Raw genomic sequence first — 22,216 nt, 5'->3', positions numbered from 1 at the left:
AAGTTACGCAATCCTTGCATAACCGTACAAATGCCAGTTATCAGTGTGCAAGCGGGGTTTTGTCCGGCCCGATCGCAATTCCCATCATCCGCATCAGTTCGGAAGCATTAAAACTCCGGCATATCCCTTCGTGTAAACGGTAGTCGAAATGCAGCTGCCCGTTTTCTACGTCCGACCGGAAATGGAAGTTGTGGATGTAATTTTCGGTCGCGCCCCATTCGCCGAGTTCGAGGTCGTGCGTGGAAACCATTCCGGAGGCCTTTTTAGTGTGGAGCTGGCGTATAAGTGCCTCGGCACCCCTGTGGCGGTCTGCGGAATTGGTTCCTTTCAATATCTCGTCGAGCAGGTAAAATACCGGGGCCTGGTCGCGTTCATCGGCAAGTTCAAGCAGTTTCCGCAGCCGTTTGAGTTCCGCATAGAAGGATGAAGTACTTTCTTCAAGAGAATCCTGCGTACGCATGCTGCTGAACACCCGCACGGGCGAGCATGCGAAGGCACCCGCACTGACGACCGCGCCTGTTTGTGCGAGTACAAGATTAAGGCCGATAGTCCTGAGAAATGTGCTTTTGCCCGACATATTCGAACCTGTAACAAGGATCGTCTTACCGGTGCCTTGCATCGCGAAATCGTTGCTGATCCGCTTAGCCACCGGTATCAACGGATGGCCTAATGTGGTGGTGGTGATGATAACCTCGTCGCTGTCATACACCTGCGGCACTACATAGTCCGGATGGGCAAATGCGTGACCTGCAAGGCTATTCATGGCTTCGGTGTCGGCTAGCACGTCAAGCCATGCGGTGAGGTGTTCCTGATGCGCAGCTTTCCATTTTTCCAGGCCAGCCAGGCAATGCAGATCCCAGAGTGTAGTGATGCCTACAAAAATGGCAAAGTAAGGATTGTTGCGGTAATCTAGCTTTTCAAACAAATTGCCAGCCTGCGCCAAGGCTGCGGATGACCCCGCAATCCGCTCCTTCCTTGGTTGCCACCACGCGGATTGGTATGGTGCCGATTCTGCTTTTTGGAGTAATTCTGCATAAGCTGTAAGCGTTTGCCCCATCGATGTGGTGCGGTTTGCGAGAATTTTGACCGTTTCCATAAAACGGGACAGGATCAACGAATGGATCGCAAGGCTGACGAGCACTGCGAGGCCCGGAACGATCCCTGCTATATACAGAATAAAAATAACGAGTGTTATAAACGGGTACCAACGCCATGGCAATGTAGCCCGCAAAGGCGAGGGAAACGTTTCGATGGACCACGCCTGAACCTCGCCAACGTGTTTGGCGGCGTGCTCGTGAAGCATAGCGGTTGCTTCCCAGGCCTGGATTAGGTCGGGATACCCGCTGAAATTGGTGGAAGCAGCCTGGCGCATACCTGCCTCAATGGCTGTGGCGGGACTTTTGAGCCAGTTCGCCAGCCGGCGGCTTCCTTCGGCGGTGTGGGTGCGGTTGAGAAGTTTGAAAAGAGAAAACTCACCGAAAATATCGAGGTCGTCGGAATAAGCGTGGTTCTTTTCGCGAAACTCAATGCCGTTTTCAGGTCTTTTGAAGCGAAGTTCGAGGCGTGAGAGCTCATCGTCATTAATCGTGACAAGATTCTTCTGAAAATTGCGGAGACGACGGGCTTCCTGTTGTCTGCGCATGAGAATCAGGAAGGCGACCAGGAGTGCCATAATGCCTATGGCCCAGTATGCAACCCCGCTCTTGTTCCAAACCACTGCCAATCCTACCATTCCGGCAAAGGTGCCCAGTCGAAGCACTGCTATGCTTTTGAACTTTTCATGTTCCCGTTGTTCCGCGGTTGCCGCTTTTTCTTTTTGTGTTTGAAAAAACTGTTGCGATGCGGAGTAATTTGGCTCAGCTACTTTCATGAAGGATTGTCGGCGGTTTCAAATTGAAGTTTGATAAGGTTGGCATATACACCGCCAGAGACGGTACTTAATGCCTGATGCGTGCCTGATTCGGTGATGCGCCCGTCACGCAATACATAAATCATATCGACTTTCCGGATGGTAGCAAGCCTGTGCGCGATCACGATGGTAGTGCGGTTTTTCATTAACTCTTCCAAAGCGATCTGTACCAGTTTCTCCGATTCGGCGTCAAGCGAGCTGGTTGCTTCATCGAGGATCAGGATTTTAGGGTCTTTTAAAATTGCCCTGGCAATAGCGATCCGCTGGCGCTGGCCCCCTGAGAGTTTGATCCCTCGTTCGCCGACGATCGTTTCAAATCCCTCGGGAAAAGATTCGATGAATTCGAGCGCGTTGGCACGTGAGGCCGCATCCAAGATTGCCTCGCGTGACGCGGAAGGTTTTCCGTAAGCAATGTTATCGTAAATCGTCCCACCGAAAAGCATTACTTCCTGCGGTACGATCGCAATGTTTTTCCGCAATTCGGAAATGCCATAGGCGCCTACCGGCTTACCATCGACGAGTATTTCTCCCGATTGGTAGTTGTAAAAGCGCATTAAGAGTTGTACAATGGTCGATTTACCTGCTCCGCTATATCCTACCAACGCAATTTTTTCGCCAGCCTGAATGTCCAGTGATACACCTTTGAGCACGGGAAGATCCGGACGCGATGGGTAAGAGAAATGGACATCCTGATAAACGATCCGGCCATCAATAGGGCTGGCAACCGCATTTTGTCCCTGCTCGATCGACACCTCCGGCGTTTCCCCCAGTATCTCGACAATGCGTTCCGAAGCACCGACTGTCCGGCTGATTTGTGCATACAAATCACCCATTCCGCTGATCGAGGCGCCGATAAAAGTGGTGTAGAGGATAAATGTAAACAAATCGGAAAGCCCGAATTCACCAGCCTGAACCAGCGCTGCCCCATACCAGACCACCCCTACAATGCCCCCGAACATCGCAAAAATGATGAAAGAAGCAAATCCGCCCCTAAACCGCGCCGCATACAATGTAAGATCCACCACCCGGCCAAGGATAGTCCTGTACCGGCCTACTTCCAGCGGTTCATTGGTAAACGCCTTTACCACATGTACGGACTGAAGCGTTTCCTCGACCACTACATTAGCCGCGGCGAGTTCGTCCTGTGCCTTGCGCGCGAGCCGGCGCGTGTGCCGCCCAAAGAATACGGACGCAATACCCAGTACGGGAACCGTTGCAAGCATAAAAAGTGTCAGTTTCCAGGAAGTATAAAAGAGGATCGACATACCGACGATCAATGTAGCCGCCTGACGGAAGAGTTCAGCCAATGTGAATGAAAGCAAGCCCTGTAATTGCGATACGTCGGAGGTGATGCGGCTTGTGAGCTCGCCTACGCGCCGCTCTTCCAGAAATGGGACTGGTAGTGTGATAATCTTGCTAAAAACATCCAACCGGATATTGTTGACGGCCTTTTCGCTGACTTTTGAGAAAAGATAAATCCGAAAATAAGAAAATACCGCCTGGCCCAGGAGGACAAGGAAGAGGAATAGCGTGATCTGGTTAATAGTAAACCGGGATTTACCTTCGATAACCTCGATAATGCTTCCAACTAATTTCGGAAATGCCAGCGAGGTACCTGTTGATAATACCAGGAATAGCATTCCTATTGCAAATGTCGTGCGATAGGGTTTCAGATACCGCAGCAGTTGAATCGTGATTTTGAGCCCTTCCCATTTGAGTTTCTTTACAGCAAACGGCGACGACGAATCTTTGTTAGGCAAGTCCTTGCCCGGCAACGACTTGCTGTTTTCATCCTTAGCCATTATTTTTAATATAGATATACCCGGGATCTTCCAATCCGGGACTGATAAACATTAGACAGCTAGCCCGCAAAAGTACGCAATAATTCAAAAGGCACTTTCTCGGCCTGGAAAGCCGTCAAGTTTACGAGCTATCGGAGCTAAAAAGGCTGTTTTTTGAGTGGACGGCCATTTCGGCCTTTTACCGGTGACAAAATGTCTCGTGAAGCGGAATGCCAGTTCCGAATGTAGACATTGGCGGGAATTTCTATAAAGAAGGTAACAAGAGATGCTATACCGATCACGATCACAATAGCAAGCACTATTGCAAGGTAAATATTCATACCCATGCTATTTGTAAAGCTGCTAATGAGATGCGTGCCGACATATTGATGGATCAGATAAAGACAATAGGAGATTTTGCCCAGGTAAAGCAATGGCTTTTTTGACAAGAATTGAAGCTTACCCGTGATAAGCAGCGCGAATAAAATATGAAAGAAGGTAATCAGTATGCAATGCTCCTTGAAACTCACGACATGCATCGCCGGACCTCCTTTATCGTGCAAATAAAAAGATGTGAGAAGTGCAACCGTCAGTAGAAGAAGTATATGAAGGCGGTTTTCTCCGTTCCTCCATTGAAAAAACAAAATGCCCGAAAAAAATAATGGGAAATGATTGATTAATAGAAATTTGTGACCGGCAAAGATGTATACGCCGGGATAATAAGGCGCAAAGACATGGAAAAGAAGTACGGCAAATAATGTAAGCGAACCGATCAGCCGGATGTTGGCAAGTTTTCCTGTGATCAGAATGAGGACGATCCACCCGTAAAAGAGCAGTTCAACGAGTAAGGTCCAGTAGGAACCGTCGATATTCTCGACATTAAAGAAAGGAGGGGCCATGGTCGCATTGGCAAGAATGTTTGCGGCACTTAGCTGGTGAGGCTCGTACCAGGCCATGAATATCGAAGTGATGAGCAGGCAGCACCAGTATGCGGGATAAAGTCGGGCGAAACGGAAGACCACAAAGTCCGTCCAGCGTCGGACATGTCCGGCCGTCATATAAATGACGAATCCGCTGATCATAAAAAACAGATCGACGCCGGTGATGCCATAAGCGAATTCCCATCCGAGACGCTCCTTGTTTGCGTTCATCGTGAAATGGTAGAGTACCACTGCTATTGCCGCAATCCCACGCAGTGCATCCAGTTCGAGAACTCTGTGTTTTTGTTCCATTAAAGCCTAGTAGTGCCGTATAAAAGCCTAAAATTTTTCCCTGAGCAGGAATAAGAGCGCGAATGTACGATTGAATTATTTAGTTTCAAATGGGAGAACCAGGCGATGTGGGGGATGCCCGAAAGTAACTGGGGACTGTGCAAACCTGACTAACCTGTTTTATTTTAAAAAACTTACGAAGGTTAGGCAACCCTGTTCTTTGTTTCCACGTATAAGCTCAAAAAAAGCAAATAGCATGCCCGAGTATAACTCCGCCGTTCTTCAAGAACTACTCGACGGCTGTTTAAAAAGAAACCGCCGCAGTCAGGAGCTGTTGTATAAGCAGTTTTACGGCTATGCTATGAGCATTTGTTTACGCTATACACGCAGCAGGGAAGAAGCGAAGGAAATTCTCAACGATGGATTCCTGAAGGTTTTCACGAAACTGGAAAGTTTCGATGCAAACCGATCATTTAAAACCTGGTTGAGTAGAATCATGATTAATACAGCCCTCGATCATTACAGACAGGAAGTTCGCAGAGATGTTTTTGACGACGTGGAGGTGGCGGAACAGGTATCCGTCGACGAAACGGTAATCAGCAAGCTTTCCCACGATGAGCTGGTCGGCCTGATCCAGCGCCTGACGCCCGCGTACCGGCTGGTTTTCAGCTTGTCGGTTATCGATGGCTATACACACGAAGAAATTGCAGATCAGCTGAATATTTCGGTTGGGGCGTCAAAATCCAATTTGTCGCGTGCAAGAGAAAAGTTGAGAGAGATGTTATCCAAGATTAATATTGACGATTATGATAGAGTTACCAGATGACGAACTGGACAAGCTCTTCAGAAAGTCATCAGAAGAGCTTGATCCGACATACGAACCCGATGACTGGAATGACCTGCGCAAACGGCTCGACCAGCAGGACGGAAGAAGTCCGGCCGGATGGTGGCGGAAATGGTGGCCGGTGGGCGTGCTGGCACTTTTGATACCGGTGGGGATTGTGCTGTACCGTGTTTCCGGGGAGAATGGAGGAAAGGAGAAAGGAGGAAGGGCTGTTGTTTTGAAAGGGGAGAATGGAAGGACGGACGAAAGGACGAAGGAGGGTGGTCCCGGGCGTGATGTGTTTGAAGGTAAGTCAGGTAGCTCAGAAGTGGTTAGAGAGCCAGGTGTGGTTAAGGATGCAACAAGAGAAGGAGCGATTGTTGATAATGGAACTCCGACTGTTGATAAAGGAAATAAACTGGTTGAAAAGCATAATTCGGCTGTTGATAATGGCAGTAAAGTTGTTGATAGCGGCAATAAAGTTTTTGATAACAAGAAAACAGATATTAGTAACAAGCTGAAAACCAGAACAAAAAGGACTGGTAAATCTTCCTCAAATTCAGATTTGAATGCTGCCGTCGTTAATGGCAGAAAATTATTGCCCCGGAGCCGATCTAAGGCAGGCGGAGTGTACTTAGAGCCTAACCGCTCAAAGGTGGAAGGAGGCGACGGGGCTTTTTCTATTGCAAACAAACTAAAAACGTCGGACAGAGAAACGTTTTCTGCACAAACAACTGGCTCGCAGGACAGTAATCCACCTGCGAAAGTGCCGGCCGCAAACAGTGCTGATGAAAGTGTTACCATTCCAACGGACAATGCGACTGAAAGGACATTGATCTCTGCGGCTGGATTAAATGGTAAGGGCTTAAAGTGGAATGCAATGCAAATGCCGGGAATTTCTAATCCAGTGCAGGAGCTTGCGGAGCCGCCCGCACCAAAGCAGCCGTCGATGTCGGCCGATGACCGGCCGCGGGTAGCAATCCGGTTCGGATATTCGCCGGATCTGAGCACCGTAGGGTTGAAGGATTTTTCCAAGCCGGGAACGGCGGTTTCGCTGTTGGTGGAATATGCGGTTGTGCCAAGACTATTTGTACAAAGCGGTGCAGTTTGGAGCAGAAAAGACTATTACGCCTCGGCAGACGCCTATCAAATTCCGTCGAAGCCTCATTACTATCCGCCGGCGATGACGGGAATCGATGGTGTGTGCAAAGTATTGGAGGTGCCGCTTAATCTCCGTTACGACATAGCCTTTGGCGAACGTTCGCGGTGGTTTGCAAGCGGAGGGTTTTCTTCCTATCACATGAATAGCGAGAAGTACAAATATTATTTTGTAGACGAAAATGACCCTAAAATTCAATACCGTGGATGGCAGGGTAAAACCGGCTGGTACTTGTTCAGTCACGCCAACGTTTCAGCAGGTTACGAATACCGAATATCCCGTAAAATATCGCTCCTCGCGGAGCCGTCGATCCGGATGCCGCTCAAACGTGTCGGTTACGGAAAAGTAAACCTCATTACCACCGGCCTCTGGCTATCGGTGCGCTACACCCCTGTTTTCAAGTGAGCACGATGCCCACATTACCATTGAATTATATCTACTAATTAATTTATTATTCACTATGAACTCAATTGAAAAAGGAAGCATGAAGCGGGGCGAATTCCTGAGAAGCCTCGGGCTTAGCACCTCAACGTTAATGGCATTTTACTGCCTCGGCACCACCATGACAGCCTGCGGATCCAGCGACGATGATCCCAATCCAAATCCGGGAAGCGGCGGCAACGGAATCACAGGTACGACATCCGGCGCCAACATCAATTTTACGGTCGATTTGACCAATTCCAACAATACTAAGCTTAAAACCGCCGGAGGTTCCATTATTGCCGGGCAGGTACTGGTAGCGCAGACAACAGCCGGTAACTATGTTGCTTTGAGCAAAATTTGCACGCACGAGGGTAACGATGTGCAATATCGGTCGTCGTCCAATGATGTTTTCTGCCAAACCCATGGATCCACGTTCAGCATTGCCGGAGCAGTGACAAACGGTCCTGCTACAACCGCACTTAAAACGTATACAGTAACCGTTTCCTCAGACGGCAACACTTTAACAGTGAAAGCCTAATTCGTTTCGATCATGAAAGTACTCCGCCTACTTGCGATACTGATGTGCGCATCAACAGTATTACATGCACAAAATGACCTGCTGAATGAGCTGTCGAAACAGGACAGTGCGCAGACAATCCCGGTTACCGCCACATTCAAATCGACCCGCGTCGTAAATGGCCAATCGGTGGAAACGATGAAAAAGAAGCACCTCGATTTTCGGATCTCGCACCGTTTCGGTAAGCTGAATTCGGGGTCTTACCAGTTCTTCGGGCTCGACCAGGCTACCATGCGGCTGGGTTTCGAATATGGGCTTACCGACGATCTTGAGATTGGAGTTGGCCGCAGCACGTCACAGAAAGTGTATGATTTTTTTGCCAAATACAAATTGCTGAAACAGAGCGCCGGTGCCAGAAATATCCCGGTTTCCGTCACATTGTTCGGTGGGACAGGCGTGGCTACGGTGGATAAGGAGCGGGAGTTTCAGGATAAATTGTACTACACGGCCCAGGTGCTGGTAGCGCGGAAATTCGGCGAGCGGCTATCGCTCCAACTGTCGCCAACCTATTTGTACCGGACGAAGCCGGACGTAACGGGTGATGAAAAAGTAGTGCTTGCACTAGGCATCGGTGGACGGTTTAAGCTTTCGAAGCGCGTTTCATTGAATGGTGAATATTTTTACACAGCCCGCGAAAAGAATACGATTACGGCTCCATACCACGATTCCATGTCCTTCGGCGTGGATATCGAAACCGGTGGGCACGTTTTCCAACTGCATTTTACCAATTCCCTGGGCATGATCGAGAAACAGTTTATCGGCGAAACGGCTGGTACCTGGGGTAAGGGAGATATCCATTACGGGTTCAATATTTCCCGCACATTCAGCTTTGACAAAAAGAACAAGAAGCAGGCAAACTGATCCAACTATGAAACTGCATTTTTTTCGCGTGGCCTGCCTGGCCATGTTCAGTACCGCTTTGCTTTCGGGAAATGCATTCGCGCAAATGTTCTCGACATCCGCTGGTAATACGAAGTTTTCGGCGTCGACACCCTTGGAGAATATCGAAGCAGAGAATAAAAAATCGCAGGTGATCCTGAACACGGCGAATAGCGAGATTGCGATCCGGATGAATATGCGCGAATTTGTTTTCCCTAATAAACTAATGCAGGAGCATTTCAATGAAAACTATATTGAATCGGAAAAATACCCGACGGCAACTTTTGCCGGAAAGGTTGACAAAGCACCGGATTACACGAAGGACGGCGATTACGAGGTGTCGGCGACCGGGAAGTTTACGGTCCACGGAGTGACAAAGGAACGGACGATCAAAGGGAAGATGAAAATTGAGGGCGGCAAGATCACAATCAATTCCGATTTCGAAGTGCCGCTGACCGACCATAAGATCGATGTGCCGAAAGTGGTTTTTGTAAAAATCGCGCAGATCATCCAGGTCAAGGCGCAATATATTTTAGCACCCAGGAAATGATAAAGACCCGACCGCCGGATTGCCAGCTGTCGGGTCTTTATTTATTAACTGTGGGGTATTGCAGACTTGGCAAGCCATTCTTGAACTTGCCAAGTCTTTTTTGATCTATCTTCTTCGACGTCTGCGGGACGATTTTCGCTTCCGCACCACTTTCTTTCTCACCGGCGCTTTCTTAACCGTCGTTTTGCGCACCGGTGCAGCCACCGCTTCTTCTTCCTCTTCCTCATCTTCCCCCACTGCCTGGTCCGCCGCCGCCGCTGTTACAGGCTCATTGGTTGAAACAGCTTCGTTCGTTTCCCTTTGGTCGACATACGGCAAACGTACCGCCGCGATCTGGTCGATATTCGAAGTGCTTTCGATCGGCCTTAACCTGAATGCGTATGAGTAAGTCTTTGAGGGCAGCAGGTACGCATCGTGTACCCGTGGCGACCAACTGTCATCACCACCGAGGCCCATTTGTGCCAGATCGATATTGACCACGGTCGCATAACCACGACTCAAAACGGCTGCGCGGCGTTTCGCGGCAAGAAGATCCTTGTCTGTATAATCGTGGACGTTGAAATTGAAAGTCGAATCGCTTACCACGAGCAGGCCAATTCCTTCGGTGTTTGTAACACTCGCCCATCGGACGGCGGTTTTGTTACCGTTTTCCTGCGGGGTAATGTAGGGAAAATGCTGTTCTGCAACCGTCCCGGCGTAAATGCCCACTTTGCCGCTGGTTTTGCGGTCAGCATAGGTTTCGTGCGGGCCATTGCCGTACCATTGTGTTTTGGTAAATGCGGCTGGCATCCGAAGCTGCATTCCTACTTTGGCGAGCGGTGGCCATTCGCCGCGGGGAGTGAAAGTATTTTGAATATGAACATCACCCGAAGCATAAACCATGTACACGGATTGTACATCCATTTCGCCTTTCGCTTGTTTTAATGTCTGTGTCAGAGTGACCTTGTAAATCTGCGCTGTCAACTTTTGAGTTCTCAGATCGGACGAAACGCGTTCGAGCGTATCCAGCCCGAAGTTGCGCCATTGAGTTGCGTAGCTTTTAGCACCTCCGCCTTCGTCATTATCGGTGGGTACGCGCCAGAAATTGGCATACGGGCCAACTTCGAGCATTTCCTCCTTTTTGTTTTTAAAAGAAATCATCCGGCCTTCGTTTTTATCGAAAACCACGGTGAAATCCTGCCCGCTGATTTGAACACGCGCACCTGTAATTTGTGCAATGCGCAGCGGACGTTCGCCGTAAAGACTCAGGTTCGGCCTTGGCGCCGTAGATTTCACTACCGGCACCTGATGCCAGGCGATTTCATGGCCTTTCGGAGCCCAGCTGGTTGCTTCCTTTAACCGGAGGCTTAGATTTAGAAAATACTCCACATTAGGTTTTGCCGAGACGGGAAGTTCGTAAGGAATGCTAATCTGTTGTTTCTGGCGGGGTAAGGCATTTAAGTTTGTAATGCTTCCGCCTTTGCCCACGGCCTTCCCATTCTCGATCACCGACCAAACGAGTTCATATGCATTCAGTGATTGGAAATCGTAAGCATTATGCAGGCTAAGTGTTTTTTGATCGGCTTTTAAAGTATCAGGCATTTCAAATTTAACCGACTGATAAACCTTTTTCACCTCGTTCAGCTCAGGCTGAGGGGTGCGGTCCGGGTTTACGAGTCCGTCGCCTGCATTGGCACCGTCGATGTAATTAAAATAATCCCAGTAATCGGTGCCGTCAGGCCGTTTCAGTTTCAGGCCCTGGTCAACCCAGTCCCAAATGAAGCCACCTTGCATGGTCGGGTGCTTTTCGATCAGGTCCCAATACTCTTTCAGGTTGCCAATGCTGTTGCCCATCCCGTGTGCGTATTCGCAAACGATCAGCGGGCGGCTTTTATCCTTTTTGATAAGCTCAGCCATGTCTTGCGTAGACGGGTACATGACCGAAATAATGTCGAAGCTACTCAGTGAGGTCGGTTTGTAATCCTTGCGTCCTTCGTAGTGAACAGGGCGAGTAGGATCGGCGAGTTTGATAAAATCACCCATATCCACAAAGTTTTGCCCCATTCCCGACTCATTACCCAGCGACCAGATAATCACCGACGGATGGTTTTTGTCACGTTCCACCATGGCATTACCTCTTGCGAGAAATGCTGAACGCCATTGCGGATTATCAGCAAGGATGATGTTCTTACCCCACAACTCATGGCTTTCGATATTGGCTTCATCCATCACATACAAGCCATATTGGTCGCACAGATCGTACCATTCGGATGTATTGGGGTAATGCGAGGTCCTTACAGCATTGATATTGTGCTGTTTCATCAATGTAATGTCCCGGATCATGGACTCCCGACTAATCACACGGCCTGTTTCGGGATCGAATTCATGGCGATTTACACCTTTAATGGTTACAGCTTTGCCATTGACGAGCAATTGTCCACCTTTGATCTTCACATCTCTGAATCCCACGCGCTGGCTCGTGGCTTCGAGGACCTTGCCGTCGGAGTTCATTACCTGCACGGTGAGCGTGTATAAATTTGGCGTTTCGGCGCTCCATTTTGCCGGGCTTGGAACAGGCATTTCGGCGCGCACAGCACCTTCTTTACCCATTTCCAGTGTGCCGAGCATCTGGCTCACCGGTGTGGTTACGACCGATTTGGAAGCATCATACAATGTGAATAATACCTGGTATGCGTGAATGGGCTGCTCGCCATAGTTTTTGACATAAGCACTTAGTTTCAGTGTTGCGTTTTCATGACTAGCATCAAGAACGGTCCTGACCGAATAGTCGGCGAGCACCACTTTCGGCAAAAACAATAAGTTCACGTCCCGGAAAATACCTGAAAGCCGCCAGAAGTCCTGGTCTTCGAGGTAACTACCATCCGACCAATTGATCACCTCCACTGCCAAATTGTTTACGCCGGATTTTACGTCCTCGGTCACATCGAACTCGAATGGTGTCATCCCATCCTCATGGTAGCCGATGGCGACGCCGTTCAACCACACGTAGCAGGCCGATTGTACGCCGCCGAAATGCAGGAATACCTGTTTATCCTTCGTGTCCGCAACCGTGAACGTGGTGCGGTACATGCCTACGGCGTTGGTATCAGCCGTAATGCGTGGCGGTGTTGCTTTGAATGGATGTTTGATATTGCTAAAAACCGGCCGGTCATATTGGCGACCTTCGCGTGCGCCCACGACCTGCCAGTTGGACGGTACGGGTATATTGTCCCAACCTGCATCCGAAAATCGGGGATCGTAAAAATTTAGTTGGGCTTTCGACGGGTGCTGTGCCCATTTAAACTTCCAGGTGCCGTTCAGCGACTGTACGAATGGGCTTTTTTTGTCCATGGCCAATGCCGCTTTTTCGGTTGGGTAAGGAAAGAAGTCGGCTCGTGGTTTTTCCGTATTAATGCTGATAACTTGCGGGTCTTGCCATTCCGGAATGGCCTGAGCACGAATGCTATGATTCAGAAATTGTATCAAAAAAAGCACTATCGGAAATCCGTGGCGGGTAGAAATTTGCATATCACTTCCAGTGGTAACATTCTGTCCGTGCTTTGTTTAAATGAAGGAAGCACGTGTTTTTTATTTCGGGGTTAAAATTATAGATAATCGAAAAGAAACGGACGCAAAAGCGGAGCACGATGAAGTTTTATTTGAAGAATGCCTTTAATTTGCCCTCCCATGTAAATTCCCTGTTATGCTTTTAGCCGTCGACCTTGGCAATACCGACACCGTTTTCGGACTTTACGATTCCGGGACCTGGGAACATATCTGGCGGATGCGCTCACTGTTGCAGGAAAACGAGGCACATTACGAGTCACAATTGCGACTGCATTTTCTGGAAGCCGGGTTGTGGTTTGGAGATGTGGATACGGTGGTGCTTAGCAGTGTCGTGCCGGCATTAACCCCAGTGATCCTGCGGATGTTGCGGGCGCTGTTCGGTGATGAAGTAATTGTAGTAGGTCCGGAGATTTATCCTGCATTGTCCATCGAGATCGACCATCCTCACGAAATCGGTGCGGATCTGATCGCTAATGCCGTAGCAGTTTCGACGCGTTACAAAGAAAATTGCGTGGTTGTTGATTTCGGTACGGCATTAACATTCACCACAGTTTCAAAAGAAAGTAAAATCCTGGGCGTGGCCATTCTGCCTGGGTTGGTCACGGCAGTGAAAGCGTTGTTTGCCAACACGGCACAATTACCGGAGGTGCCGCTGCAACTACCGTCTTCCGCCATCGGCAAAAATACTGTCGAGGCTATTCAGGCAGGAATATTATTGGGTTATGAAGGATTAGTAAAATCACTGCTGAGCCGCATCCGCGCCGAGCTGGGCGGCGAATGCATTGCCGTGGCGACCGGCGGCTTATCCTCCATTATCGACACCCTCCGCGACGAGTTTACAGAAATTGACAGAAAATTAACATTGGACGGCCTGCGCATTATCGGCGAAAGTCTCCGGCCTTAATTTTTAAAATGACCACTTCCGATCAACGTCAAGTCGGCCACAGGTTGATTGTACAAATACACCCAACAAGGAATGACCACTCCCTGACTATCCCTGACAGGTACCACCCTCCTGACGTATAAACTCGCCGATTCATCTTCCAGCACATCCTCATATTCATCTAGTTCTTTCAGTATGTCCAGGGACGTCAGCTGATAAATTTCGCCATGTACAAAAGTGGTGGAACGAGGCTCGTAAATTGCCCCGGGATACCATTCCACACGGAACAATTTTCCATTGAAATATGCTTTTCCTATGTAGTTTGAGGTCAAGCGAAGCTTCTCGGCATATGGATTATTAAATCCCTGCATCAAAGTGCCGTAAGTGAATAAATTATATAACTTTTCCATTCTGCTGCCAGAAGATCAGAAATTAGGCTTAGTCCTGAACTGTATTTTTCTTATATTTACATGTAAGCGTTTTCATTATACTAATATACCGTTATGTACGAAAAGAATCTTGGTACAAAACAAAAAGCACTGAGGATCAACCTCGACCGCCGGATTTACGGATCGTTTGCCGAAATCGGGGCGGGTCAGGAAACGGCGGCTTACTTCTTCAAAGCCGGCGGCGCATCCGGAACGATCGCTAAAACGATGTCGGCTTATGACATGACTTTCAGCGACGCAATATATGGGACTGAGGAAGGCGGAAGGTACGTAGTGGAATCGCGCCTGATGAAAATGCTGAACCGGGAATATAATCTTGTGGAAAAGCGGCTTTCGGAGAAACGGGGTGTGGACAGCACATTTTTTGCCTTTGCTAATACAGTTGTTGCCCTCAATTTTCAGAAAACGAACGAATCGCACGGCTGGATAGGCTTGCAATTTCAGCTTACGCCTATGGGGCCGACAAACTACGTCGTGATCCACGTGCGGATGCGGGATGACGAGAACATTCTGCAACAACAGGCACTCGGCATCATCGGCGTAAACCTGATCTACGGTTGTTATTACTATTATAAATCGCCTGAAATCCTTCTGATGTCGCTGATGGACGATCTGACGATCGACCGGATCGAGATCGATATGGTGCGGTTCAGCGGGCCTGATTTTGCCAAAGTTGATAACAGACTCATGAGCTTGCGATTGGTGAAGAATGGATTTACCGATGCTGCATTGTTTGGCAGCGATGGTGGTGTGTTACAACCTTCGGAAGCATTGTATAAAAAGCACATCCTCATGATGCGTGGCCGCCTGCGCCCGATCACCAATGTGCATATTGATCTGATCAGCAACGGTCAGAAGCAATTCCTGGCCGAAGAGGACGTGGATGAATCGAAAGTGGTGCTGATCTCGGAATTAACGTTGCATAACCTCAAAGCTGGGGACCGGGATATCGATGAGAAGGACTTTTTGGACCGGGTGGATATCCTTTGCTCATTGGGGCATATGGTGATGATTTCCAATCACCATGAGTATTACCGTTTGGTGGCTTATTTGTCCCGACTTACGAAGTTGAAATCCGGCTTGCTGCTGGGCAGTCCTAATTTGCAGGACATTTTCGAAGAAAAGCATTATCAGTTCCTGCAAGGGGGGATTCTGGAATCGTTTGCAACACTGTTCAGCCGGAAGGTAAAGCTTTACATTTATCCTACTTTGCAACCTGACGGATCGGTTTACAGCTGCGAAAACTTCCGTGTTCCCGACCATTTACGGCCATTGTTTCAATATCTGATCGTAAACGACAAGATCGAGGATATCCGTAACTACAATATCGAACGTATGCACATCACCACCGATTTCGTGCTTGAAATGATCAAGCGGGGAGAGCCGGGTTGGGAGAAGCTGGTGCCGGAGAATGTAGCACAGATCATCAAGGAGAAATCTTTGTTCGGGCTGCCGAGCGAAAATAATTATGTGGATACAGTGAAGCAGATTCACCAGGCTGTGGGGAATTTATAAATAAATTCAAATGACGCCGCTGCGGTGCTTTCGTGGTCCGCTGCTGCGGCATTTGAACTGACCAGTAGCCAAACACCCATATTAGCTTTTGGATATAAATTCCCCTTTATGTCCAAAATCCTGTCCCCGCCTACCACTTTCCTGAGCAGGCTTAAATATCTCGGCCCCGGTTTCATCCTCTCCGCCGCGATTGTTGGTTCCGGCGAACTTATCGCCACAACTGCATTAGGTGCAAGGGCCGGGTTTGTCATGTTTTGGTTAATTATCCTGAGTTGCCTCGTTAAAGTCGCGTTACAGCTGGAATTTGGCAAAAATGCCATTTACACAGGTACATTCATCATGCATAACTTCAACAAGCTGCCCGGCCTCAGGCTCGGAAAAGCGCATTGGAGCATTTGGCTGTGGCTGTCGCTGCAGGGATTGAAATTGTTGCAGGTAGGAGGTATCGTGGGGGGCACTGCCATTGTGCTTAATATGGCATTCCCATTTGTTTCAGTCAATTTCTGGGCAATCATTGCAGTGCTTGTCACTTCACTTTGGGTATATAAAGGCAACTACGGCGCGGTAGAGAAAGGCTCACTGGTGATGATTATTCTTTTTACCATTGTAATTCTTATATCGCTGTTTTCCCTGCAATGGACACAATATGCCATCAACTGGGGACAAGTAGAAAGTGGTTTACACTTTTCACTGCCGACGGCGCTGGTTGCAACAGCATTTGGTGCGTTTGGTATTACGGGCGTCGGAGGCGATGAAATCATGTATTACAATTACTGGTGCATTGAAAAGGGTTACGCAGCCTACACAGGCCCAAATGACGGTACAAACGAATGGTCTGAGCGAGCAAGGGGTTGGTTTCAGGTGATGTACCTGGACGCGGTTATGTCCATGGTTGTGTATACCATCGTAACCGCTGCATTTTATTTGCTCGGTGCTGCGGTGTTGCACTCTGATGGTACTGTTCCGGAAGGTTATGAGATGGTCAACACACTTTCCCGCATTTTCACCGAAACGCTGGGCCCATGGGCGAAAAACATTTTCCTGATAGGCGCATTCTTTGTGCTTTATTCTACATTATTCACCGCCGCAGCCAGCTGGGCACGCGTTTGGGCGGATGCGTTCGGGCAGATCGGGTGGATGAAATTTGATTCACAACAGGAACAGCGCAGTAGTATTGGTGTTCTCTCCTGGGTGCTTCCCGCGGTATGGTGCATATTGTTCCTCTTTTTCCAGGCACCGGTGATGATGGTGATCCTTGGTGGCATTGCCACTTCGGTGCTTTTGCTGCTAGTCGTATATGTGTCGCTCGTGTTCCGTTACCGCGAGTTACCCATCACACTGAAACCTACCACGACTTACGATATCTTTTTCTGGGTAAGTGTGTTGTCCATTCTTTTTGTGAGCGGGTATGGGATTGTTCAAATTCTATAGGGAGATAATAGTACTTAATTTTAAATGAGTAGTACTTTTTAATAACAAACAAATAGGGGAGTTACTTTCAAATTTCGTCTAACCCATTGCCGGTCAGATTGATCGTCGCCCGTCATACTTTCCGAAATCCTAAATTCTTTCATATGGACAAACTAAACGAAGTATCGAGAAGAAATTTTATTAAAAACACAACAGGCGCTGCCGTGGCACTTTCTATCCCTACCATCATTCCCGCAAACGCATTTGGCGCGAACGACCGCGTGCGTATAGCAGTACTGGGTGTGAATGGGCGGGGGCAGAGCCATATTTCAGGCTTCAATAACCTGAGCAATGTAGAAGTAGCGACGCTCTGCGATCCTGATAACAACATTTTGCAAAAGCGCGCGCAGGAATTTGAGCAGAAGACAGGGAAGAAGGTTAAGACTGAAAACGACCTCCGCAAGGTTTTTGAAGACAAAACGATCGACGCCGTTAGTATCGCCACGCCTAATCATTGGCATGCATTGGCGGCCATATGGGCTTGTCAGGCCGGGAAAGACGTGTATGTCGAAAAACCAGGCTCGCACAACCTGCACGAAGGTCGCAAACTTGTGGAAGCTGCTCATAAGTATAAAAGAGTGGTTCAGCACGGAGTACAGTTGCGTAGTTCGGAGGCATTGAAAGAAGCTGTTAAACACCTCCGCGACGGGCTGATCGGCAACGTCTACATGGCACGGGGCCTCGTGTACAAATGGCGACCCGACATTGGCGACAAAGGAACGGAACCCATTCCCGCAGGCCTCAATTACGACCTCTGGACCGGCCCCGCCGAAATGAAGCCGTTCTCCCGCAACTACGTGCATTACGACTGGCACTGGCATTGGAACTATGGCAACGGCGACATCGGGAACCAAGGCATTCACGAAACCGACATGTGCATGTGGGGCCTCGGCGTCGACACTTTTCCAGACAAGATCACGTCCGCAGGCGGCAAATTCCTCTGGAACGACGCAAAGGAAACACCCGAAGTGCTGAGCTCTTCCTATGTTTATACCAAGGAAAAGAAGATCATCGAATTCGAAGTACGCCCCTGGATGACGAACGAAGAGGGCGGCGTCGGCATTGGCAACATATTCTACGGCTCTGAAGGCTACATGGTTGTGAAAGGTTACGACTACTACGAAACTTTCCTGGGCAAGGACAAAAAAGCAGGGCCTTCCCGCAAGGCGGGCGGCGATCATTACAAAAATTTCATCGATGCCGTCATCGCCAAAGATCCAAAACTCCTGAACGGGCCTGTTGAAACAGCGCATTTGTCTTCCGGTCTGGCGCATTTAGGTAACATCGCCTATCGCGTCGGAAGAGCTTTGACATTTGATAACAAGACGGAGAAATTTGTCGGCGACGAGGATGCTAATAAGTTGCTGACGAGGAAATACCGGGGAGTGTATGCGCTGCCGCAGGTGGTTTAGCCGACGTGTGAATTAGTTCATATTACTATCAATCGAAAAGGTCTCTTGTTAGTAGCCCAGATCTGATATAACAGCAAAGCGGTCGGCAGGAATCTGCCGACCGCTTTCTATCTATTTCGGCGCTCTTTAGAGTGTCGAAAAATCAAATGTTTCCAGATATTTCGTCGTGAAATTCCCTGACTTAAATCCGGGATCATCCATCAATTTAATGTGGAATGGAATCGTGGTTTTGATGCCTTCGATCACAAATTCCTGCAATGCGCGCTTCATACGGGTAAGTACTTCTTCCCGTGACTGGCCACTCACGATCAGCTTTGCGATCATAGAATCGTAGTTTGGCGGGATGGTGTAGCCACTGTAAACGTGGCTGTCAATCCGTACACCATGACCTCCCGGGAAATGCAGATTGGTAATTTTGCCCGGAGCAGGACGGAAATTATTTGCAGGATCCTCCGCATTGATACGGCATTCCATTGCGAACAGCTTCGGAGTGTAGTTAACCCCGGAAATTGGCTCACCAGCTGCCACTTTTATTTGTTCCTTGATGAGGTCAAAATCAGTAACTTCTTCTGTAATCGGGTGCTCTACCTGGATACGCGTGTTCATTTCCATAAAGAAGAAATCACCATGCTTGTCGACAAGGAACTCAATGGTGCCAGCCCCTTCGTAACCAATTGCCTGAGCGCCTTTGATGGCGGCGGCACCCATTTTTTCACGTAATTCGGGCGTGATAATAGGGGAAGGCGTTTCTTCTACCAACTTCTGGTGACGACGCTGAATAGAACAGTCGCGTTCCGAAAGGTGGCAAACCTTGCCGAATTGATCTCCGATGATCTGGATTTCGATGTGGCGGGGTTCTTCGACGAATTTTTCGAGGTACAAACCGTCGTTTCCGAATGCAGCGGCAGATTCCGTACGGGCGTCTGTCCATGCTTTTTCGAACTCGTCGGGTTTGTTAATGATCCGCATTCCGCGGCCACCACCACCGGCTGTCGCTTTAACAATGACAGGGTAACCAATGCCTTCTGCGAGTTCTTTGCCTTGCTCAATTGATTCGAGCAATCCTTCGGAACCTGGAACGACCGGCACGCCGGCTTTGATCATCGTTGCCTTTGCAGTGGACTTGTCGCCCATCCCGTTGATCTGGGCTGCAGTGGCTCCGATGAATTTGATGCCGTAATCTGCGCAAATTTGTGAGAATTCGGCATTTTCAGACAAAAATCCATAACCCGGGTGGATCGCATCCGCACCGGTTACCTCTGCTGCTGAAATGATATTTTGGATGCTGAGGTACGATTGTCTGCTAGGCGGAGGACCGATACAAACGGCCTCGTCGGCAAACCGTACGTGAAGACTATCGCGATCGGCTGTCGAGTAAACGGCGACAGTTTTGATGCCCATCTCGCGGCAGGTCCTGATTACACGCAGGGCGATTTCGCCCCGGTTAGCAATGAGTATCTTTTTAAACATGTAATTCAGTGAGTTTTTGTTCGCTGCCTTATGCAGGTTCAACCAGGAACAATGGCTGATCGAATTCTACCGGAGTTGCGTTTTCAACCAAAATCTTAACGATTTTCCCCGATACTTCGGATTCGATTTCGTTGAAGAGTTTCATCGCTTCGATCACGCAAACTACTTTGCCCGGCTTGATTTCGTCACCGATATTAGCAAATGCAGGCGTTTCAGGGCTCGATGCGCGGTAGAATGTACCGATCATCGGAGATTTGATAGTAATCAGGTTCGACGAAGCCGATTCTGCGGAAACCGATGTTTCGGCGGCAGCAGCTGGTGCTGCAACAGCTGCAACAGGTGCAAATGCAGGCGCGGGAGCCGCTACGGGTGCGGAGGTGTATGATGCAACAGGAGCAGTGCCGTAGCGCTTCACCTTGATTTTCAAATCTGCCGTTTCAATATTCACTTCATCCAGTCCCGATTGGGCGATAAAGTCAATTAGTTTTTGGATTTCTCTGGTTTCCATTTAATTAAGATTTAACCCTTTCTACGTAATCGTATGTGCGCGTGTCTACTTTGATCTTCTGACCTTCCTCGATGAATAGAGGAACCATGATGCGGGCACCTGTTTCTACCTCGATCGCTTTCTTGGGAGAGTTGGCCGTATCGCCTTTGAGGCCGGGCTCTGAGTAAGTAACGGTAAGTTCAACAAATGGAGGCAATTCACAGAGCAGCGCCGCGTCGGTCTCGGTATTGATCAGGATCTCGACTTCCTGGCCTTCTTTCATAAGGTCGGCATTGGTCACCAGTTTTTCGTCGATCAATACCTGGTCGAATGTTTCCGAGTTCATGAAATTGTAGCCAACTTCGTCTTTATATAGGAACTGGAATTTGTGTCGCTCCACACGCACGGGCGTAATGCCGGCGCCTGACGAGAACGTGTTGTCCAGTACTTTGCCGCTTGTAAGGCTTTTCAGTTTGGTACGTACGAACGCATTGCCTTTTCCGGGTTTCACGTGCTGGAATTCAATCACCTGAAAAAGATCATGGTTGAAATGGATTACCAAACCGTTACGCAAATCTGCAGTAGTTGCCATTTTTATACTAATGAATTGAAAAATAATGCTTTGATGAAATCACATACTTACGCTCCGTAGCCCCATTTGAGGTACATGGCGCCCCAGGTAAAGCCTCCGCCGAATGCGGCGAGTATCAGATTATCCCCTTTTTTGAGTTGTGATTCATAGTCCCACAGGCACAAGGGGATGGTGGCTGCTGTGGTATTCCCGTATTTGTGTATGTTCATCATTACCTTTTCCATACCCACGCCCATCCGGTTGGCGGTTGCCTCAATAATCCGGCGGTTTGCCTGGTGAGGGACGAGCCACGCCACATTATTGCTGTTCAGGCCATTGCGTTCCATAATATCGGCAGCAATGTCGGCCATATTGGTTACCGCGAATTTGAAAACCTGCGCACCGTCTTGGTAAACGTAATGCAGCCTGTTATCAATCGTTTCGTGGGTAGGCGGATAGCGGCTTCCTCCCGCTTTTTGGTTCAGATAAGGATAACCCGCCCCATCCGATTTGATGATCGAATCAAGAATACCGTTTCCCTCAGTGTCCGGTTCGAGCAGCACAGCGCCTGCGCCGTCGCCGAAGAGGATACAGGTTTTTCGGTCGGTATAGTCGACGATCGCGGACATTTTATCCGAACCTACGACGATGACCTTTTTATATTTTCCAGTCTCGATAAATTGCGAGCCGAGTGTCAATGCATAAACAAAACCTGAACAAGCCGCCTGGATGTCGAAGCTTCCGATATTCCGGATGCCGGCCATGTCGCAGATGAGGTTAGCTGTGCAGGGGAAAACAAAGTCAGGTGTGGTAGTAGCGCAAATGAGCAGATCGATTTCTTCGGGGCGTGTATTGGTTTTGGCAAGCAATCCCTTCACAGCCTCCGCACCCATATGAGAACTTCCTAAACCTTCGCCTTTGAGAATACGCCTTTCCTTAATACCCGTACGGCTGACGATCCACTCATCGTTCGTCGCAACCATTGTTTCCAACTCTGCATTCGTCAAAACGTAATCAGGCACATACCCTTGTATTCCTGTTATAGAGGCTTTAATATGGGTCATGATAAATTAACTATTCAAAATCCGAATAGATTTGGTA

The 22,216-nt window shown here is 48.8% G+C and carries 18 protein-coding genes; 9 read left to right on the top strand and 9 right to left on the bottom strand.

Features of this window, described 5'->3' with window-relative positions; translation table 11 throughout:
• Positions 1-40: 40 nt before the first annotated feature.
• The 3 genes from LZD49_RS17830 to LZD49_RS17820 form a co-directional block, all read right to left on the bottom strand.
• Entirely contained in the window at positions 41-1,870 is a 1,830-nt protein-coding gene (locus LZD49_RS17830; RefSeq protein ID WP_234668932.1) for a MutS-related protein, read from the bottom strand.
• Positions 1,867-3,711: an ABC transporter ATP-binding protein gene (locus tag LZD49_RS17825; RefSeq protein ID WP_234668931.1), complete on the bottom strand. Its 1,845-nt coding sequence runs from the start codon at positions 3,709-3,711 to the stop codon at positions 1,867-1,869. The genes LZD49_RS17830 and LZD49_RS17825 overlap by 4 nt, the downstream gene beginning before the upstream one ends.
• A gap of 137 nt (positions 3,712-3,848) precedes the next feature.
• Positions 3,849-4,922 carry an acyltransferase gene (locus tag LZD49_RS17820; protein WP_234668930.1) on the bottom strand — a complete coding sequence of 358 codons (1,074 nt, stop codon included), beginning with the start codon at positions 4,920-4,922 and terminating at the stop codon, positions 3,849-3,851.
• Between the two features lie 235 nt (positions 4,923-5,157).
• Here LZD49_RS17820 and LZD49_RS17815 point away from each other — a divergent pair, with 235 nt between their 5' ends.
• The 5 genes from LZD49_RS17815 to LZD49_RS17795 are packed head-to-tail and all read left to right on the top strand — an operon-like array spanning position 5,158 to position 9,312.
• The gene (locus LZD49_RS17815; protein ID WP_234668929.1) at positions 5,158-5,727 is read left to right on the top strand and encodes an RNA polymerase sigma factor; all 570 of its coding nucleotides are present in this window, start codon (positions 5,158-5,160) and stop codon (positions 5,725-5,727) included.
• Complete coding sequence (locus LZD49_RS17810; protein ID WP_234668928.1) at positions 5,708-7,288, top strand: porin family protein; 1,581 nt, start codon at positions 5,708-5,710, stop codon at positions 7,286-7,288. The genes LZD49_RS17815 and LZD49_RS17810 overlap by 20 nt, the downstream gene beginning before the upstream one ends.
• Before the next feature lie 55 nt (positions 7,289-7,343).
• Complete coding sequence (locus LZD49_RS17805; protein ID WP_234668927.1) at positions 7,344-7,844, top strand: ubiquinol-cytochrome c reductase iron-sulfur subunit; 501 nt, start codon at positions 7,344-7,346, stop codon at positions 7,842-7,844.
• A gap of 12 nt (positions 7,845-7,856) precedes the next feature.
• Positions 7,857-8,744 (top strand): DUF5777 family beta-barrel protein, encoded by an 888-nt coding sequence (locus LZD49_RS17800; protein WP_234668926.1) that lies wholly within the window; start codon positions 7,857-7,859, stop codon positions 8,742-8,744.
• A 7-nt stretch (positions 8,745-8,751) separates the two neighbouring features.
• Complete coding sequence (locus LZD49_RS17795) at positions 8,752-9,312, top strand: YceI family protein (RefSeq protein ID WP_234668925.1); 561 nt, start codon at positions 8,752-8,754, stop codon at positions 9,310-9,312.
• A gap of 105 nt (positions 9,313-9,417) precedes the next feature.
• Here the strand turns inward: LZD49_RS17795 and LZD49_RS17790 are convergent, their stop codons facing one another.
• Positions 9,418-12,819 carry a glycoside hydrolase family 2 TIM barrel-domain containing protein gene (locus LZD49_RS17790; protein WP_234668924.1) on the bottom strand — a complete coding sequence of 1,134 codons (3,402 nt, stop codon included), beginning with the start codon at positions 12,817-12,819 and terminating at the stop codon, positions 9,418-9,420.
• A gap of 175 nt (positions 12,820-12,994) precedes the next feature.
• Here LZD49_RS17790 and LZD49_RS17785 point away from each other — a divergent pair, with 175 nt between their 5' ends.
• Complete coding sequence (locus tag LZD49_RS17785; protein ID WP_234668923.1) at positions 12,995-13,762, top strand: type III pantothenate kinase; 768 nt, start codon at positions 12,995-12,997, stop codon at positions 13,760-13,762.
• On the opposite strand, the gene LZD49_RS17780 is transcribed toward LZD49_RS17785, so the two are convergent.
• Complete coding sequence (locus LZD49_RS17780; RefSeq protein ID WP_234668922.1) at positions 13,759-14,151, bottom strand: gamma-glutamylcyclotransferase; 393 nt, start codon at positions 14,149-14,151, stop codon at positions 13,759-13,761. The two genes, LZD49_RS17785 and LZD49_RS17780, sit on opposite strands and share 4 nt — an antisense overlap.
• 93 nt (positions 14,152-14,244) lie before the next feature.
• On the opposite strand from LZD49_RS17780, the gene LZD49_RS17775 reads away from it, so the two are divergent.
• The 3 genes from LZD49_RS17775 to LZD49_RS17765 all read left to right on the top strand — a co-directional run bounded on the left by LZD49_RS17775 (position 14,245) and on the right by LZD49_RS17765 (position 18,587).
• Positions 14,245-15,705, top strand: coding sequence for a TonB-dependent receptor (locus tag LZD49_RS17775; RefSeq protein WP_234668921.1), 1,461 nt, complete (start codon positions 14,245-14,247; stop codon positions 15,703-15,705).
• Positions 15,706-15,813: 108 nt separating this feature from the next.
• Entirely contained in the window at positions 15,814-17,136 is a 1,323-nt protein-coding gene (locus LZD49_RS17770; RefSeq protein ID WP_234668920.1) for an Nramp family divalent metal transporter, read from the top strand.
• 143 nt (positions 17,137-17,279) lie between these two features.
• Entirely contained in the window at positions 17,280-18,587 is a 1,308-nt protein-coding gene (locus LZD49_RS17765; RefSeq protein WP_234668919.1) for a Gfo/Idh/MocA family protein, read from the top strand.
• A 126-nt stretch (positions 18,588-18,713) separates the two neighbouring features.
• On the opposite strand, the gene accC is transcribed toward LZD49_RS17765, so the two are convergent.
• The 4 genes from accC to LZD49_RS17745 are packed head-to-tail and all read right to left on the bottom strand — an operon-like array spanning position 18,714 to position 22,179.
• Positions 18,714-20,057: an acetyl-CoA carboxylase biotin carboxylase subunit gene (accC, locus tag LZD49_RS17760; protein WP_234668918.1), complete on the bottom strand. Its 1,344-nt coding sequence runs from the start codon at positions 20,055-20,057 to the stop codon at positions 18,714-18,716.
• Positions 20,058-20,085: 28 nt separating this feature from the next.
• Positions 20,086-20,565 carry an acetyl-CoA carboxylase biotin carboxyl carrier protein gene (accB, locus tag LZD49_RS17755; protein WP_234668917.1) on the bottom strand — a complete coding sequence of 160 codons (480 nt, stop codon included), beginning with the start codon at positions 20,563-20,565 and terminating at the stop codon, positions 20,086-20,088.
• Between the two features lie 4 nt (positions 20,566-20,569).
• Positions 20,570-21,136, bottom strand: coding sequence for an elongation factor P (gene efp / locus LZD49_RS17750; protein ID WP_188938916.1), 567 nt, complete (start codon positions 21,134-21,136; stop codon positions 20,570-20,572).
• A 47-nt stretch (positions 21,137-21,183) separates the two neighbouring features.
• A complete protein-coding gene (locus tag LZD49_RS17745) occupies positions 21,184-22,179 on the bottom strand; it encodes a beta-ketoacyl-ACP synthase III (RefSeq protein ID WP_234668916.1) in 996 nt (331 codons plus the stop codon).
• Positions 22,180-22,216: the final 37 nt, after the last annotated feature.

Origin of the sequence: Dyadobacter sp. CY261 (genome assembly GCF_021440085.1) — a bacterium.
GTDB lineage: Bacteria > Bacteroidota > Bacteroidia > Cytophagales > Spirosomataceae > Dyadobacter.
Note: the sequence above shows the minus strand (reverse complement) of the source record. Positions and strands in the feature narration are given on the sequence as shown.